Origin of the sequence: Pseudomonas sp. Irchel s3h9 (genome assembly GCF_900187475.1) — a bacterium.
Classification (GTDB): Bacteria; Pseudomonadota; Gammaproteobacteria; order Pseudomonadales; family Pseudomonadaceae; genus Aquipseudomonas; species Aquipseudomonas neuropathica.
This window is the reverse complement of the sequence record NZ_FYDH01000006.1, coordinates 212068-228038: the sequence shown is the minus strand read 5'-3', so window position 1 is coordinate 228038 and position 15971 is coordinate 212068. Positions and strand designations below refer to the sequence as shown.

Genomic DNA, 15971 nt, shown 5'->3' with positions numbered 1-15971 from the left:
CAATGCGGAAACGGTTCAGGTTGTGGGCGGATCCAGTAGGAAATTACCTTTCATGTCTACACCGGCATCCGATTCCAGCGTCTGAACCTGTGCTTCGTCCTTCAGGTTGACCCCCGACAACTGCCGCCGACAGGCTTCGCGCATCAGATAGAGCAAGCGGTGCGCCGCCATGCCGTAGCTCAAACCTTCGAGCCGCACATTGGAGATGCAGTTGCGGTAGGCGTCGGTCAGGCCGATTTTTGGATTGTAGGTGAAATATAAACCGAGACTGTCCGGTGAGCTGAGGCCCGGGCGTTCGCCAATCAGCATCACCAGCATTTTTGCACCGAGCAATTGGCCGATTTCATCACCGACGGCAACGCGACCCTGTTCCATCAGGATAACGGGCGCCATCGACCAGCCGTCAGCGCTCATTTGCTCCTCCAGTCGGGTCAGAAACGGCAAGGTATGCCGATGAACTGCGAGTGCCGACAGGCCGTCGGCCACGACAATCGCCAGATCGACACCGCCCGGATGCGCCGCAGCGTATTCACGCAAGGCCTGCGCCGATTCATCGCTGAGCTTGCGCCCCAGATCCGGGCGTTGCAGATAACTGTTTCGATCCGTAGCGGCGCTGTGCAGCAGCAGGCTTTCGCGTCCGCGTTCAGTCAATTGCGCACTGAGTCCGGCATGATCAAATGGCAGATGCACGGCATCACGTGCCTGGGCATGGGCAAACTGAAAATCCAGTTGCGCGTTGGTCGGCAGACTGGTGCCAGTGCGGCCAAGGGCGATCCGTGCCGGGGTCAGGCGGCGCAGTTCCAGCCAAGGGTTTTGCGGGTCCACGGGCGGTTTTTCCATACGACTCATCCCAGTTGCGCGAGCGCCTGGCGGAAGGCCGGCGGCAAGTTGTTACCGAAGCGAACCTTGCCGTCCGCTTGAGTGAAGATGCCCATGTTCGCCAGCCACTGTTCGAACTCGGGCGCCGGTTTCAGGCCCAGAGTCTGCCGGGCGTAGAGCGCGTCATGGAACGAAGTGGTCTGGTAGTTGAGCATGATGTCGTCGGAGCCGGGGATGCCCATGATGAAGTTGATCCCGGCGACACCGAGCAAAGTCAGCAAGGTGTCCATGTCGTCCTGATCGGCTTCAGCGTGGTTGGTGTAGCAGATATCGCAACCCATCGGCACGCCGAGCAGCTTGCCGCAGAAGTGATCTTCGAGGCCGGCGCGGATGATCTGTTTGCCGTTGTACAAGTACTCCGGGCCGATAAATCCTACGACCGTGTTCACCAGGAACGGCTTGAAATGTCGCGCCACCGCGTAGGCTCGGGTCTCGCAGGTCTGTTGGTCGACGCCGTGGTGAGCGTTGGCCGACAGCGCGCTGCCCTGACCCGTCTCGAAATACATCAGGTTCTGCCCGAGAGTGCCGCGATTCAGGCTCAGGCCGGCGTCGTAGCCTTCCTGCAACACGTTCAGGTTGATGCCGAAACTGGCGTTGGCCGCTTCGGTGCCGGCGATTGACTGGAATACCAGATCCAGCGGCACGCCGCGATTGATCGCTTCGATCGAGGTGGTGACGTGGGTCAGCACGCAGGCCTGGGTCGGGATGTCGTAGCGCTGGATGATCGCGTCGAGCATTTCCAGCATGGCGCAGATCGAGGCGATGCTGTCGGTGGCCGGGTTGATGCCGATCATCGCGTCGCCGTTGCCGTAGAGCAGACCGTCGAGAATGCTCGCGGCGATGCCGGACGGTTCGTCGGTCGGGTGATTGGGTTGCAGGCGCGTCGACAAACGTCCGCGCAGGCCGAGGGTGCCGCGAAACTTCGTCACCACGCGAATCTTTTGCGCCACCAGCACCAGATCCTGCACGCGCATGATCTTCGACACGGCGGCGACCATTTCCGGGGTCAGGCCGGGGGCGAGGTTGCGCAGACTGGTTTCGTCGGCGGCGTCACTGAGCAGCCAGTCGCGGAAACCACCGACGGTAAGGTGGCTGACCACCGCGAAGGCCTGCTTGTCGTGGGTGTCGATGATCAGGCGGGTGACCTCATCGGACTCGTATGGAATCAGCGCCTCTTGCAGGAAGTGCGTGAGCGGGATGTCGGCCAGGGCCATTTGCGCGGCCACGCGCTCGCCGTCGTTGAGCGCGGCGACGCCGGCAAGAAAGTCCCCGGAACGCGCCGGGCTGGCCTTGGCCATGACGTCCTTGAGGCTGTCGAAGCGGTAGGTCTGGGCGCCGACCGTGTGAGCGAAACTGGCCATACACAATTCTCCGTGACGGCGCAGACCGAGCCTGCGCCGGGATTGTCGGCACTCAGTGCAAGGCTTGCTCAGCCTTCTGGATCGCCGCGAATTCTTCTTCCGGCGTGCCTGCTACCAAGTGATGTCGACTGTAGAGCGCAAAGTAAGCAATTAACACTCCATAGATGACGGCGGCACCGATTACCACCCGTGGATCGACCAGGAAGCCTGCGACCACGGCGATGCACGCCAGCACCAAGGCCACGCCGGAGGTGAAGATGCCGCCCGGTGTGCGGTACGGCCGATCCATTTTGGGGCGGCGAATCCGCAAGGTGATGTGCGCGGCCATCATCAGCACGTAGGAAATGGTTGCGCCGAACACCGCCACCAGAATCAGCAGATCGCCCTGGCCGGTCAGCGACAGGCCGAAACCGATGATGCCGGGAATCACCAGCGCCAGGACCGGTGCCTTGCTTTTATTGGTTTCGGACAGTTTGCGTGGCAGGTAGCCGGCCCGGGACAGCGCGAAAATCTGCCGCGAGTACGCGTAGATGATCGAGAAGAAACTCGCGATCAGTCCGGCCAGCCCCACGAGGTTGACGAAACTGCCCATCCAGGTCGAGCCGCCATAGGCTTTGCTCAACGCTTCGACCAACGGGTTACCGGAGGTCAGCAGCGAGTTGGCGCCCGCACCGCCGGGGCCAACGATCAGAATCAAAAGGGCAAACATGAGCAGCACCAACATGGCGCCGATCAAGCCGCGCGGCAGATCACGTTTGGGGTTCTTGGTTTCCTCGGCAGCCAGCGGCACGCCTTCAACGGCAAGGAAGAACCAGATCGCATAGGGAATCGCCGCCCAGACGCCGACATAGCCGAATGGCAGAAACGGACTGGCACCCGCGGCGGCAGTCACAGGAATGTCGAGCAGGTTGGCGACGTCGAAGTGCGGCACCATGGCCACCAGAAACACCCCCAGTGCCAACGCGGCGACGGCGGTGATGACAAACATCAGCTTGAGCGCTTCGCCGACCCCGAATATGTGGATGGCAATGAAAATGATGTAGAAGGCCAGATAGATCATCCAGCCGCCGATGCCGAACAGCGATTCGCAGTAGGCTCCGATGAACACCGCGATAGCCGCAGGGGCAATGGCGTATTCGATGAGAATTGCGGTGCCGGTGAGAAACCCGCCCCACGGCCCGAATGCACTGCGGGCAAAACCGTAGCCACCGCCGGCGGTGGGGATCATCGAAGACAACTCGGCCAGAGAAAAGCACATGCACAGGTACATGGTGGCCATCAGCAGCGTCGCCAGGAACATGCCGCCCCAGCCACCCTGAGCGAGGCCGAAGTTCCAGCCGGCATAGTCACCGGAAATCACGTAGGCAACGCCCAGACCCACTAGCAGTACCCAGCCGGCGGCACCTTTTTTCAGTTCGCGTTGTTGAAAGTAATCCGATCCGACTTTTTCATAGTCGACAGAGGTGCCGGTCGCCGGAGCGCCAGCCGGGGATTCGCTAGGCATAGGTTTCACCGTTCTTATTGTTTTATTGGCCCGGCTTTTTTTGCCGGTGGGTAGCATGATCGTCCCCACGCTCTGCGTGGGGATGCCTCAACGGACGCTCTGCGTTCGGCTTTGGTGGGACGCGGAGCGTCCCGGGCGGCATTCCCACGCAGAGCGTGGGAACGATCAGTGCTGCAGGTTTAGAAGAAGCCCAACGGATTGATGTCGTAGCTCACCAGCAGGTTTTTGGTCTGCTGATAGTGATCGAGCATCATCTTGTGGGTTTCACGGCCGACGCCGGACTTCTTGTACCCGCCGAACGCGGCATGCGCCGGGTACAGGTGGTAGCAGTTGGTCCATACGCGACCGGCCTTGATCGCGCGGCCCATACGGTAGGCGCGGTTGATGTCGCGGGTCCACAGCCCGGCGCCGAGGCCGAACTCGGTGTCGTTGGCGATGGCCAGGGCTTCGGCTTCGTCCTTGAAGGTGGTGATGCTCACCACCGGGCCGAAGATTTCTTCCTGGAACACGCGCATTTTGTTGGTGCCCTTGAGCAGGGTCGGTTGGATGTAATAGCCGGTCGCGAGACTGCCCTCGAGTTTTTCCACCTTGCCGCCGGTCAGCAGCTCGGCACCTTCGCCCTTGGCGATTTCCAGGTACGAGAGGATCTTGTCGAATTGCTGCTCGGACGCCTGCGCGCCGACCATGGTGTCGGTGTCCAGCGGATCGCCACGTTTGATCTGGCTGACTTTCTTCATCACCGCTTGCATGAATTCGTCGTAGATCGACTCTTGCACGAGTGCGCGCGACGGGCAGGTGCACACTTCGCCTTGGTTGAAGAACGCCAGCACCAGACCTTCAGCGGCTTTTTCGATGAAGCTCGGTTCGGCCTGCATGATGTCTTCGAAGAAGATGTTCGGCGATTTGCCGCCCAGTTCCACGGTGGACGGAATGATGTTCTCGGCAGCGCACTTCATGATGTGCGAACCGACCGGGGTCGAGCCGGTGAACGCGATCTTGGCGATGCGTTTGCTGGTGGCCAGGGCTTCGCCGGCCTCTTTGCCGAACCCTTGCACCACGTTGAGCACGCCCGGCGGTAACAGATCGCCGATCAACTCCATTAGTACACAGATGCCCAGCGGGGTTTGCTCGGCCGGTTTCAGGACGACGCAGTTACCAGCGGCCAGCGCCGGGGCGAGTTTCCACGCGGCCATCAGCAGCGGGAAGTTCCACGGGATGATCTGGCCGACCACGCCCAGCGGTTCATGAATGTGATAAGCCACAGTGTTGCCGTCAATTTCGGCAGCGCTGCCTTCCTGGGCCCGCAGGCAACCGGCGAAGTAGCGGAAATGATCGGCGGCCAGCGGGATGTCGGCGTTGAGGGTTTCGCGGATGGCTTTGCCGTTGTCCCAGGTTTCGGTGATCGCCAGCAGTTCGAGGTTCTGTTCGATGCGGTCGGCGATTTTCAGCAGGATCAGCGAGCGCGCCTGCACGGAGGTCGCGCCCCACGCGTCGGCAGCGGCGTGGGCGGCGTCCAGTGCCTTGTCGATGTCTTCGGCAGTGGAGCGCGGGAATTCGGCAATCGGTTGGCCATTCACTGGCGAAGTGTTGGTGAAGTACTGACCTTTGACAGGCGCGACGAACTCGCCGCCGATGTAGTTACCGTACTTGCTCTTGAACGAGACTTTGGCGCCTTCAGTACCGGGGTGAGCGTAACGCATGATGATGTTCTCCTTGGCTTTGTACTTATTAGAGAAACGCGCAAGTGCGCTTGCTATAAGCGTAGAGCAAAGGTCGGGCCACCGCCGTGCAGGGCCGGTAAATCAAGGGCTTGGCCGGTTTTTGTCGGACGGGTGGATGGCGCCTGTGACGGTTTCGGTACAGATGGGGTGACAGTTTGTATCGCTTTTGGCACAGCCAGTGACTGGGCAGTCTTGCCAGCATTGCAATACACATTTACCTGGAGGATCCTCAGCCAACAGCAACCCTGTAGGAGCTGCCGGAGGCTGCGATCTTTTGATCTTGATCTTCAAAAGGCAAGATCAAAAGATCGCAGCCTCCGGCAGCTCCTACACGAGGTTTGCGTCGACCTTTCGGGGAGAACAATAAGAAATGCACGACAATCATTTGAGTCGCCATGCCCAACAGGTTCTCACCGTTACCCAGGGCAAACCGCACCTGCACGGGCCCGGTGCCGATCCGTCGATTGCCCGTTCATGGCTGCGCTGTCTTGAGGACTATCACCTCGACCCGGCGCTGAGCATGGCGCCGACCGTGCTTGAACACGGGCGCGTACTGGAAAGCCGCGAACGCCTGCAACAAGTGCTGCAGATCGCCGGCAATGAAATGAGCAGCCTGCATCAACAACTCTCCGGCGCTGGCCATGCGGTGCTGCTGACCGACGCGCGCGGGGTGATCCTCAACTGCGTCACCGCGCCGGCCGAACGTAAAATTTTCGAGCGTGCCGGCCTCTGGCTGGGCGCCGACTGGAGTGAAGCCTGCGAAGGCACCAACGGCATCGGCACCTGCCTAGTCGAGCGTCAGGCCCTGACCATCCATCAGGACGAACACTTTCGCGGCCGTCACACCGGCCTGACCTGTTCGGCGAGCCCGGTGTTCGACCCGCATGGAGAACTGCTCGCGGTGCTCGACGTGTCTTCGGCGCGCCACGATGTCTCGCGGCAAAGCCAGTTCCACACCATGGCGCTGGTCAATCTGTCGGCGAAGATGATCGAGAGTTGCTACTTCCTGCGCTGTTTCGATAACCAATGGTTGTTGCGTTTTCATTTGCAGGCCGAATCGGTCGGGCTGTTCAGCGAAGGCTTGTTGGCGTTTGACGGCGAAGGGCGGATTAGTGCAGTCAACCAGAGCGCGTTGAACTTGCTCGGGCATATTCGCGGCGGCTTGCTGGGTAAACCGGTCGAGGCGTTTTTCGATTGTTCACTGAATGAGTTGCTTGGCCGCGCGAGTGCCCATGCCAGCGCCAGTTGGCCTCTGCGCACTCGTGACGGCCGACATCTGTTTGCCGTACTGCGCGGCGAATCGCGCAAGCCCTTGCCGATCGTGCCGTCCACGGTTGTGGCCGAGGCCCCGCGTCTGTCGGGTATCTGTCTCGGTGATGAAGCGTTGCAGGCTGACTTCCGAAAAGCCTTGCGCGTCTTCGAGCGCGACGTACCTCTTTTGATCAACGGCGAAACCGGCTCCGGCAAAGAAGCCTTCGCCAAGGCCGTGCATCAGGCCAGTCAACGCTCGAGCAAAGCTTTCGTTGCCCTTAATTGTGCGGCCATCCCCGAGAGCCTGATCGAGAGCGAACTGTTCGGCTATCGCGGCGGCAGCTTCACCGGTGCGCGCAAGGACGGTATGCGTGGCAAGTTGCAGCAGGCCGATGGCGGCACGTTATTCCTCGATGAAATCGGCGATATGCCACTGGCCTTGCAGACTCGGTTGTTGCGGGTGCTGGAGGATCGGCAGGTGGTGCCGATTGGCGGCGAGCCGGAAGCGGTCAACGTGCGTATCATCAGCGCTACCCACCGCAATCTGCTGGATCGGGTTGCGGACGGCAGCTTCCGCGAGGATTTGTATTATCGACTCAACGGCCTGGAAGTGGCGTTGCCGGCTTTGCGCGAGCGCAGTGATAAATCGCAGTTGCTGGATTTTCTGCTGGCCGAGGAGGCGGGCGGTGAAACGATAGTCATCGAGGAACCGGCGCGTCAGGCTTTGCTTGCATTTAATTGGCCGGGCAATGTGCGGCAGTTGCGCAATGTGCTGCGCACGTTGGCGGCGTTGTGTGATGAAGGGCGGGTCGGGGTTGAGGATTTGCCGGTGATGATTCGGCAGGGGAGTCCAGTCCTTCCGCCAACCGAGTCTGGCGAACACCCACTGGCTGACGCCGAGCGGATTGCCCTGCTTAAAACTTTGGAGCAGACGCGGTGGCATATGACGCAAACGGCTGAGCAGCTTGGGGTCAGCCGCAATACCCTTTATAGAAAGCTGCGTAAGCATGGGATTGAGCGGCGAGTCAGTTAGAAGGCCCTCACCCTAGCCCTCTCCCAGAGGGAGAGGGGACTGACCGAGTCGGTCTACTGATCTACGCCGACCTGAAATATTGAGCCGAACTCAGGATTTGAAAGCAACCGAGGTCGGCTCCCTGTCCCAGAGGGAGAGGGGACTGACTGAGTCGTTCTGGCGATTTAAGCCGACCTGAAATATGGAGTCGGACTCAGGATTTGAAAGCAACCGAGGTCGGCTCCCTGTCCCAGAGGGAGAGGGGACTGACTGAGTCGTTCTGGCGATTTAAGCCGACCTGAAATATCGAGCCGGACTCAGGATTTGAAAGCAACCGAGGTCGGCTCCCTGTCCCAGAGGGAGAGGGGACTGACTGAGTCGTTCTGGCGATTTACGCCGACCTGAAATATTGAGCCGAACTCAGGATTTGCAGGCAACCAAGATCGGCTCCCTCTCCTTAGGGGAAAGGGGACTGATCGAGGTGTTCTGGCGATTTACACCGACCTGAAATATTGAGCCGAACTCAGGATTTGAAAGCGACCGAGATCGGCTCCCTCTCCCTCGGGAGAGGGCTGGGGTGAGGGGCGACAATTAGCAGCCGAACCGAGATGCTGAGGTCAACCAGTCCTGCCCCTCACCTAAAGAGTGCGATTTCCCCCTCCCTACGCTAACCTGCGGCCATGTTTTACGAGGTCGACTATGCACATTCATATTCTGGGTATCTGCGGGACTTTCATGGGCTCAATGGCAGTCTTGGCCAAAGAGCTGGGCCACCACGTGACCGGTTCCGACGCCAACGTCTATCCACCGATGAGCACACAGCTGGAAGCCCAGGGCATTCAACTGACGCAGGGCTACGACCCGGCGCAACTTGATCCGGCACCGGATCTGGTGGTGATCGGCAACGCCATGTCCCGCGGCAACCCGGCGGTGGAATATGTGCTGAATAAAGGCCTGCCTTACGTGTCCGGCCCGCAATGGCTGGCTGACCATGTGCTGCAAGGTCGCTGGGTATTGGCGGTTGCCGGTACGCATGGCAAGACCACCACCAGCAGCATGCTCGCCTGGGTCCTGGAACACGCCGGCATGAGCCCGGGCTTCCTGATCGGTGGCGTGCCGCAGAACTTCTCGGTGTCGGCGCGTTTAGGCGGTACGCCGTTTTTCGTGATCGAGGCCGACGAGTACGACAGCGCCTTCTTCGACAAGCGCTCGAAATTCGTCCACTACCGTCCGCGCACAGCGATCCTCAATAACCTTGAGTTCGATCACGCTGACATCTTCCCGGATCTGCCGGCGATCGAGCGGCAATTCCACCACTTGGTGCGGACCATCCCAAGCGAAGGTCTGGTCATCCATCCGACCACCGAGCCAGCCTTGCAACGTGTGATCGAAATGGGCTGCTGGACCCCGGTGCAGACCACCGGTGCCGGCGGCCAATGGCAGGTCAAACTGCTGAGCGAAGACGGCTCGGCGTTCGAAGTGATGTTCGAAGGCGTGTCGCAAGGCGCCGTCGAATGGGAGCTGACCGGTCAGCACAACGTCGCCAACGCCTTGGCTGCTTTGGCGGCTGCGCGTCATGTGGGCGTGGTGCCGTCGATGGGCATCGCTGGCCTGAGTGCGTTCAAGAACGTCAAACGCCGCATGGAGAAAGTCGCTGAAGTACGCGGCATTACCATCTATGACGACTTCGCCCACCACCCGACTGCCATTGCCACCACCCTCGATGGCTTGCGCAAGCGCATCGGCGACGCGCCTCTTATCGCGATCATCGAACCGCGCTCCAACTCGATGAAACTCGGCGCGCACCGTGACGGTTTGCCGGACAGCGTGGTCGATGCCGATCAGGTGATCTGGTACGCCCCGGCTAACCTCGGCTGGGACCTAGCCGGCACTGCCGCGTTGTGCACGGTGCCATCGATTGTCAGCGATTCGCTGGAAGGCATCATCGAGCGCGTGAAGAGCCAGGCGCAGCCGGGCACGCATGTGGTGATCATGAGTAACGGCGGCTTCGGCGGCCTGCACGGCAAACTCGCCGAGGCGCTGCAATGAACACTCGTTTTGAGAGCAATGGCCCCGAACGCATCACGCTGGCGATGACCGGCGCGTCTGGCGCGCAATACGGCTTGCGCCTGCTCGATTGCCTGGTGCGGGAAGATCGTGAGGTGCACTTCCTGATCTCCAAGGCTGCGCAACTGGTGATGGCCACCGAGACCGATGTGACGTTGCCGCCCAAGCCGCAGATGATGCAGGCCTTCCTGACCGAATACACCGGGGCTGCCGCCGGGCAGATCCGCGTGTACGGCAAGGAAGACTGGATGTCGCCGGTAGCTTCGGGCTCCGGCGCACCGGCAGCGATGGTTGTGGTGCCATGTTCCACCGGGACGTTGTCGGCGATTGCCACCGGCGCCTGCAACAACCTGATCGAACGCGCCGCCGACGTCACTTTGAAAGAGCGTCGCCAATTGATTCTGGTGCCGCGCGAAGCGCCCTATTCGAGTATTCATCTGGAGCACATGCTCAAGCTGTCGAACATGGGTGTGACAATTCTGCCGGCCTCACCGGGTTTCTATCATCAGCCGCAGACCATTGATGACCTGATCGATTTCGTTGTGGCGCGGATTCTCAATCTGCTCGGCATTCCCCAGGACATGCTGCCACGTTGGGGTGAGCATCATCTGAGCAGCGATGAATAAGCTGCTCGCGATCGGCCTGGTGTTGTTGCTGACCGGGTGTGCGACGGCGCGCACGCTGGATGCAGCGAAACCGGGGGCGCCGGTGGTGTATTCCGGGACGCGGCTGGACTTGTATGCATTGAATGGCGGGTGTTGCGCGATGGATCGGTTCGGGGCTGAGGCGCCGAGTTATCCGGGGGTGGATCTGCCGGCGAGTGCGCTGCTTGATACGCTGTTGTTGCCGTTGTCACTGCTCACGGTGATAGGCGTGAGTTTTCAGGCAACGGGCGGATTGTAGTTAGACAGATCGTTCCCACGCAGAGCGTGGGAACGATCATGCGGCGGAAGATTATTTGCCCAGCTTGCGCAGCTCATCCGACTCGATCACCCGCACCCCATCTTGCTCTTCCAGCGCCAACCGCCACATCGCTCGCGCCAATTGGCACGCTTCGATGCCCCGGTATTTACCCGGAATCAGCTTTGACAACGGCGCGGCCAGTTGCTCGGCCAGACGTGGTTCGGTCCGTTCACCCAACAACAGTGAAGGCCGGCAAATGGTCAATTGCGGCCAGTCCTGCGCACGCAAGGCCTGCTCCATTTCGCCTTTGACCCGATTGTAGAAAACCGACGACTTCGGATCGGCGCCTATCGCACTGATCACGATCAGATGCCGCGCGCCCATCTCCCGCGCGCGTTTGGCGAACGCCACCACCATGTCCAGATCCACCGCGCGAAACGCCGCTTCAGAGCCGGCCTGTTTGATGGTGGTGCCGAGGCAGCAATAGGCGATGTCGACGCGGCCACTGAGTTGCGGCAGAAACGCCTGCGGATCGCCCACCGGGTTTTCAAGATGCGGATGTTCGGCCAAGGGGCGACGGGAAGGGGCGAGCACGCGAGAAATCGTCGGCTCGTTGAGCAAACGGTCGAGTAGATGTTCACCGGTCAAACCGGTGGCTCCGGCAAGCAATACGTGCTGAGGCGTCAAGTACATAGTGTCTCTCCCTTGATACTGTTCAGCTTAGTTGCTCTTTGTCGCTCCGTCGTTCAACGCAGCACTCTGCAATGCTTTTCTGGCTTGCTGTTTGCGCAGCAGTTGCCAGTGCGACAGCACGGTTTTCGGCGCCCAGATCTGCGGCTCCGACGCTTCGAAATTGTCCGCCAGTTCACGCTCGGCGACGGTGGCCTTGGCCAGTTTGAAGGCTTGCTCCAGATCATCGGTCTGGTTCAGCGCCTGGGCGAACAGTGCATCGCCGAAGTAGGTGAAGTTGGCTTCTTCCGAGCAGCCGAAGGACACCCGATCCGCGCGCGAGGCGGTCATGATCAGCGTGCGTTCGTCTTTCAGCGCCGGGATAAAGCCGCCGGAGTAGCACGACGAAACCACGATGATCTTGTCGCGGTTTTTCAGCGGTGCCAGTACAGCGGCGAGTTCATCGGCGGGCAGGTCGGCCAGTTCCATACGCGGCTGGTCGAGCACCAGCTCATGTTCGGCGGTGCCGTGACTGGTCAGGTAGATGAACAGCAGGTCTTCCGGGCCGCTGCGTTCGGCCAGCGTTTGCGCGGCACGACGCAGGTTCTCGCGGGTGGCCATCGGCCGGTCGCCGAGGTGGTCACGGTGGTTGACCAGGCGGACCTGGCCATAAGCGCCAAAGCGCGTGTTGAGCATGTTAGCGACGTAGTCGGATTCGCGCAGGAACACGCTTTGTTTGCCGTCGCCGCCGAGGGTCAACGTGTATAACTCGACCGCCGGGGTCGACGCGGGAATGGCGGCCAACGCGTCATCAAGCAGGCGGCCCTGAGCGAGCAAGCCGAGTTCGAGCGTATCGGGCAATAACTTGCCGTCGGCGTCGCGCACGCGCTGCCCATTGACCCAGGTGCCGCTCATCACGCTGCCATCGGTGAGCACCAGGGTGCCGCGTCCGGAGTAGCTGTCGTTGTCGAAGCCGCCGATGTAAAAGCTGCCATCGGACAGGTTCAAACGGCCCTGACCGCTGAAGCGCCAGTCGCTGAACGTGCCGATGTAATGGCTACCGTCGGCGCCGATCAGTTCGCCCTTGCCGGTCAGCGCGCCTTCCTTGAACTGGCCGAGCCAGACATCGCCGTCGGCGTTTTCGTAGCGACCTTTGCCGTGCAGTTGATTGTTCTTGAAGCCGCCGACGTAGATATCGCCGTCCGCGCTGTTGAAGGTGCCTTTGCCTTCCAGCTGACCGTTGACGAAATGCCCGCTGAACGAGTTACCGCTGGCATCGCCGCGTTGGCCTTCGCCGTTGGGCTTGCCGTGGGCGAACTGGCCTTGATAGGAGCTGCCGTCGTCCATTTCCAGACGGCCGAGCCCGGAGTATTGGTCAGCCTTGAACTCGCCACGGTAGGTCATGGCGTTTTCTTTCAGGGTGCCTTCGCCTTCGCGGCGTCCCTGTTTGAAGCCGCCGGTGTAACTACTGGCGTTGGTGGTCAGGCTGCCTTGGCCGTCGAACAGGCCTTGCTGAAACTGTCCGCGATAGACCTCGCCGTTGCTGCCATGCCATTCGCCCTGACCATGCCACTGACCCTTATCGAACTGCCCGGCATACCAGCTGCCGTTGGGGTAGTCGACGCGGCCCTGACCTTGCAGCAAGCCATCGACCAGTTCACCACGATAGCGTCCACCGTCGGGCAGGCGCGCATCCGGGGGCAGCAGCGATTCGCCGTCGCCGCACGCGGTGAGCATCAGGGTCAAGGCAAGGGGTGCAAGACGAGCGAGTGAGCGCATAGCGGGATCCGGGCAATTAGGCGACCGAGTATGCCGCAGCTATGTGACCTAATGCAGCCGGTAAAAACAGTGTTGACGCGAAACAGCGTGCGCTGCTTCGCATCCAGAACCATCAGACGAAGCAGAGCGACAGTGGCTCGGCGATATAGGCCGGTTTGTCCGAGCCTTCTATCTCCAGTGTCGCGGTGGCTTTGAGCAGCCACTGGCCCGGTTTTTTCTCGGTCACTTCGCCCAGATCGACCTTGAGGCGGACCTTGGAATTGACCTTCACTGGCTGGATGAAACGCACGCTGTCCAGGCCGTAATTGACCACCATCTTCACGCCTTGCGGCAGGATCAGGATGTCTTCCATCAATTTCGGGATCAGCGACAACGACAGGAAACCGTGGGCAATGGTGCTGCCAAATGGCGTTTGCGCGGCTTTGACCGGGTCGACGTGAATGAACTGATAATCACCGGTGGCTTCGGCGAACAGGTTGATGCGTTCCTGATCGATGGTGAGCCATTCGGAACGTCCGAGTTCCTTGCCGACATAATCTTTGAGCTCTGCAACGGGAACATAGGGCATTGAGACTCTCCTTGGGTTCATCGGTTTTATAGTTTTTCAGGTGGGGGATTTGACCGCCCTGCGAACCACTGTAGATCATCATGGCGATTTGCTCCGGTCAACCGACCATGCTTTTGGCGAATGCCGATCCATAGCGCAGGCGTGCTTATAATGCCGAGCCCCTGCTGGGTGAAAAGTAAGACGGAGATGTCGGATGTTGCTACGTGGCCTGACCCTGCTGGTGCTGTTCCAATTGCTCGGCACGGCGCTCAATCATTTGCTCTTGCCAGTGCTGCCGGGGCCGATCATCGGTCTGCTGCTGTTGCTGGTCTTCCTGATCGTTCGCGGTGAAGTGGGTGAGCCGCTGAACCTCGCGGCTGGCAGCCTGCTGCGCTATCTGCCATTGCTGCTGGTGCCCCCGGCCGTGGGCGTGATGGTTTATGCGAGCGACATTGCTGCGGATTTCTGGGCGATTGTCGGTGCGTTGGTGCTGTCGTTGATCCTGTCGATGGCCTTCACCGGGGTGCTGATGCAACGCCTGGTCAAACGGCATGCCCGCACATCGGAGGAGTCCTGATGCTCTTTGACTGGCAGGGCGCCTGGGCCTCCGTTATCCATCATCCGCTGTTCGGCATCGGCATCACCCTCGGCGCCTATCAACTGGTGCTGGCGGCGTTCGAGAAAACCCGCTGGATCTTTCTGCAACCGGTGCTGGTCTCCATGCTGTTGGTGATCGGTGTGCTGGTCGGCTGTGGCCTGACCTATGCCGAATATCGCAAGAGCACCGAGATCCTCAGCATTCTGCTCGGCCCTGCGACCGTGGCACTGGCGGTGCCGCTGTATCTCAACCTGCGGCGTATTCGCCAATTGTTCTGGCCGATTTTTACTACGCTGGTGATAGGCGGCGTAGTCGCCACCGGCATGGGGGTGGCGCTGGGCTGGTGGTTCGGTGCCGAGCACATGATTCTGATGACCATGGCGCCGAAGTCGGTGACCTCGCCGATCGCAATGCTGGTGGCTGAGCAGATTGGTGGCGTTGCGGCGCTGGCGGCGGTATTCGTGTTGATCACCGGGGTGATCGGTGCGATCTTCGGCCCGGCGCTACTGACTCGCCTCGGCGTGCACAGTCCCGAGGCGCGTGGCATGGCGCTGGGCATGACCGCGCATGCGGTCGGCACGTCGGTGGCGTTGCAGGAAAGTGATGAGTGCGGCGCGTTTGCGGCGCTGGCGATGAGTCTGATGGGCGTGGCCACGGCAGTCTTCCTGCCGCTGGCGGTGTCGATGGTGGTGTAAGGAAATATCTATGAGTCTGCCGCTTTTCCCGCTGAACACCGTGTTGTTTCCCGGCTGCAACCTCGATTTGCAGATCTTCGAGGCGCGCTATCTCGACATGATCGGCCGCTGCATGAAGCAGGGTGGCGGTTTCGGTGTGGTGTGCATCCTTGATGGCCACGAAGTCGGCGTCGCGCCAGAAGGTTTTGCTCGGGTCGGCTGCGAAGCGCGCATCACCGACTTTCAGCAGCAGGACAACGGCTTGCTCGGCATTCGTGTGCAGGGCGGGCGGCGGTTCACGGTGTTGAGTACCGAGGTGCAGCGCGATCAGTTGATCCTCGCCGATGTCGACTGGCTGGATGACGAACCCGAGCAACCGTTACAGGACGAGGATGCTGATCTGGTGGCGCTGCTCAAGGCACTGGCCGAGCACCCGATGGTGGAAGCGCTGGACATGGGCACTGAAGCGCTGGGTCAGCAATCGCTGGCCAATCAGTTGGCCTATCTGCTGCCCTTCGCCGAAGAAGACAAGATCGATCTGTTACAACTCGATGATCCCCAGCAGCGGCTGGATGCAATCCAGGCGCTGCTCGACGAACTACAAGGTGAATTGTTCGCCTAGTTGCACTTTGAATTAACTGATGGCGCCTGCCAGCATTGTTTTGCTTTTGTCTTTGTCTTAATTTCAAGTTGTCCGCAGGAAGCGGATAACTTGAATAAAAATAAGGATGAGAGCATGACTGTCTATGAAGATGAATGGGCGTTTTGGGATGATATTGCTGGCAAGTATATTTTGAAACATGCCGGGGCGGATCATAACGTTAGCCACGTAATTGAGGCGGCATCCACTTATGCGGACCGGATGGTAATAGCCCGGCGTAAACGAAAATCTGAAAAAGTCCCTGGCGGCGAAGTGCCACGGATGTCGGCGTCCGCCACCGCCGTAGTGACTGCGACTGCGGTTTGATTATTTACTTTTTCAGCATTGCCTGTCGTCGTGGCTAAT

At 60.3% G+C, this 15971-nt stretch carries 15 protein-coding genes; 8 read left to right on the top strand and 7 right to left on the bottom strand.

Annotation, left to right across the window (positions count from 1 at the left end):
- Positions 1–15 precede the first annotated feature (15 nt).
- From eutC to CKW26_RS12410, 4 genes are all read right to left on the bottom strand, one after another.
- On the bottom strand, positions 16–849 hold the full coding sequence (gene eutC / locus CKW26_RS12425) for an ethanolamine ammonia-lyase subunit EutC (RefSeq protein WP_371857748.1): 834 nt from the start codon (positions 847–849) through the stop codon (positions 16–18).
- Positions 846–2240 (bottom strand): ethanolamine ammonia-lyase subunit EutB, encoded by a 1395-nt coding sequence (locus CKW26_RS12420; protein WP_038361972.1) that lies wholly within the window; start codon positions 2238–2240, stop codon positions 846–848. Before CKW26_RS12420 ends, eutC begins: the two co-directional genes overlap by 4 nt.
- 52 nt (positions 2241–2292) lie before the next feature.
- Positions 2293–3744 (bottom strand): ethanolamine permease, encoded by a 1452-nt coding sequence (eat, locus tag CKW26_RS12415; RefSeq protein WP_095048795.1) that lies wholly within the window; start codon positions 3742–3744, stop codon positions 2293–2295.
- A 179-nt stretch (positions 3745–3923) separates the two neighbouring features.
- Complete coding sequence (locus tag CKW26_RS12410; RefSeq protein WP_095048794.1) at positions 3924–5444, bottom strand: aldehyde dehydrogenase family protein; 1521 nt, start codon at positions 5442–5444, stop codon at positions 3924–3926.
- A gap of 391 nt (positions 5445–5835) precedes the next feature.
- Between CKW26_RS12410 and CKW26_RS12405 the strand changes: the two genes are divergently transcribed.
- The 4 genes from CKW26_RS12405 (at position 5836) to CKW26_RS12390 (ending at position 10698) form a co-directional block, all read left to right on the top strand.
- Positions 5836–7749, top strand: a complete 1914-nt coding sequence (locus tag CKW26_RS12405) for a sigma-54-dependent Fis family transcriptional regulator (protein WP_095048793.1) — start codon at positions 5836–5838, stop codon at positions 7747–7749.
- A 678-nt stretch (positions 7750–8427) separates the two neighbouring features.
- Positions 8428–9777 carry a UDP-N-acetylmuramate:L-alanyl-gamma-D-glutamyl-meso-diaminopimelate ligase gene (gene mpl / locus CKW26_RS12400; protein WP_095048792.1) on the top strand — a complete coding sequence of 450 codons (1350 nt, stop codon included), beginning with the start codon at positions 8428–8430 and terminating at the stop codon, positions 9775–9777.
- A complete protein-coding gene (gene ubiX / locus CKW26_RS12395) occupies positions 9774–10421 on the top strand; it encodes a flavin prenyltransferase UbiX (protein WP_007909567.1) in 648 nt (215 codons plus the stop codon). The genes mpl and ubiX overlap by 4 nt, the downstream gene beginning before the upstream one ends.
- Positions 10414–10698: a YceK/YidQ family lipoprotein gene (locus CKW26_RS12390; protein ID WP_095048791.1), complete on the top strand. Its 285-nt coding sequence runs from the start codon at positions 10414–10416 to the stop codon at positions 10696–10698. The genes ubiX and CKW26_RS12390 overlap by 8 nt, the downstream gene beginning before the upstream one ends.
- Positions 10699–10749: 51 nt before the next feature.
- Here the strand turns inward: CKW26_RS12390 and CKW26_RS12385 are convergent, their stop codons facing one another.
- From CKW26_RS12385 to CKW26_RS12375, 3 genes are all read right to left on the bottom strand, one after another.
- Positions 10750–11391: an oxidoreductase gene (locus tag CKW26_RS12385; RefSeq protein WP_095048790.1), complete on the bottom strand. Its 642-nt coding sequence runs from the start codon at positions 11389–11391 to the stop codon at positions 10750–10752.
- A gap of 27 nt (positions 11392–11418) precedes the next feature.
- Positions 11419–13146 (bottom strand): C13 family peptidase, encoded by a 1728-nt coding sequence (locus CKW26_RS12380; protein WP_095048789.1) that lies wholly within the window; start codon positions 13144–13146, stop codon positions 11419–11421.
- A 112-nt stretch (positions 13147–13258) separates the two neighbouring features.
- Positions 13259–13714, bottom strand: a complete 456-nt coding sequence (locus tag CKW26_RS12375) for a MaoC family dehydratase (RefSeq protein ID WP_007909575.1) — start codon at positions 13712–13714, stop codon at positions 13259–13261.
- Positions 13715–13907: 193 nt separating this feature from the next.
- Between CKW26_RS12375 and CKW26_RS12370 the strand changes: the two genes are divergently transcribed.
- Genes CKW26_RS12370 through CKW26_RS12355 form a run of 4 tightly spaced genes read left to right on the top strand, consistent with a single transcriptional unit; the run spans position 13908 to position 15932 of the window.
- The gene (locus tag CKW26_RS12370) at positions 13908–14270 is read left to right on the top strand and encodes a CidA/LrgA family protein (protein WP_095048788.1); all 363 of its coding nucleotides are present in this window, start codon (positions 13908–13910) and stop codon (positions 14268–14270) included.
- On the top strand, positions 14270–14986 hold the full coding sequence (locus CKW26_RS12365) for an LrgB family protein (protein ID WP_095048787.1): 717 nt from the start codon (positions 14270–14272) through the stop codon (positions 14984–14986). The genes CKW26_RS12370 and CKW26_RS12365 overlap by 1 nt, the downstream gene beginning before the upstream one ends.
- 10 nt (positions 14987–14996) lie before the next feature.
- Positions 14997–15587 (top strand): LON peptidase substrate-binding domain-containing protein, encoded by a 591-nt coding sequence (locus CKW26_RS12360; protein ID WP_095048786.1) that lies wholly within the window; start codon positions 14997–14999, stop codon positions 15585–15587.
- Entirely contained in the window at positions 15588–15932 is a 345-nt protein-coding gene (locus CKW26_RS12355) for a hypothetical protein (protein WP_218251758.1), read from the top strand.
- The last annotated feature ends 39 nt before the right edge of the window (positions 15933–15971 follow it).

Bases quoted from the DNA above. Each gene is read 5' to 3' on its own strand.
- eutC (WP_371857748.1), bottom strand. From the start codon at position 849: ATGAGTCGTATGGAAAAACCGCCCGTGGACCCGCAAAACCCTTGGCTG.
- CKW26_RS12420 (WP_038361972.1), bottom strand. From the start codon at position 2,240: ATGGCCAGTTTCGCTCACACGGTCGGCGCCCAGACCTACCGCTTCGAC.
- eat (WP_095048795.1), bottom strand. From the start codon at position 3,744: ATGCCTAGCGAATCCCCGGCTGGCGCTCCGGCGACCGGCACCTCTGTC.
- CKW26_RS12410 (WP_095048794.1), bottom strand. From the start codon at position 5,444: ATGCGTTACGCTCACCCCGGTACTGAAGGCGCCAAAGTCTCGTTCAAG.
- CKW26_RS12405 (WP_095048793.1), top strand. From the start codon at position 5,836: ATGCACGACAATCATTTGAGTCGCCATGCCCAACAGGTTCTCACCGTT.
- mpl (WP_095048792.1), top strand. From the start codon at position 8,428: ATGCACATTCATATTCTGGGTATCTGCGGGACTTTCATGGGCTCAATG.
- ubiX (WP_007909567.1), top strand. From the start codon at position 9,774: ATGAACACTCGTTTTGAGAGCAATGGCCCCGAACGCATCACGCTGGCG.
- CKW26_RS12390 (WP_095048791.1), top strand. From the start codon at position 10,414: ATGAATAAGCTGCTCGCGATCGGCCTGGTGTTGTTGCTGACCGGGTGT.
- CKW26_RS12385 (WP_095048790.1), bottom strand. From the start codon at position 11,391: ATGTACTTGACGCCTCAGCACGTATTGCTTGCCGGAGCCACCGGTTTG.
- CKW26_RS12380 (WP_095048789.1), bottom strand. From the start codon at position 13,146: ATGCGCTCACTCGCTCGTCTTGCACCCCTTGCCTTGACCCTGATGCTC.
- CKW26_RS12375 (WP_007909575.1), bottom strand. From the start codon at position 13,714: ATGCCCTATGTTCCCGTTGCAGAGCTCAAAGATTATGTCGGCAAGGAA.
- CKW26_RS12370 (WP_095048788.1), top strand. From the start codon at position 13,908: ATGTTGCTACGTGGCCTGACCCTGCTGGTGCTGTTCCAATTGCTCGGC.
- CKW26_RS12365 (WP_095048787.1), top strand. From the start codon at position 14,270: ATGCTCTTTGACTGGCAGGGCGCCTGGGCCTCCGTTATCCATCATCCG.
- CKW26_RS12360 (WP_095048786.1), top strand. From the start codon at position 14,997: ATGAGTCTGCCGCTTTTCCCGCTGAACACCGTGTTGTTTCCCGGCTGC.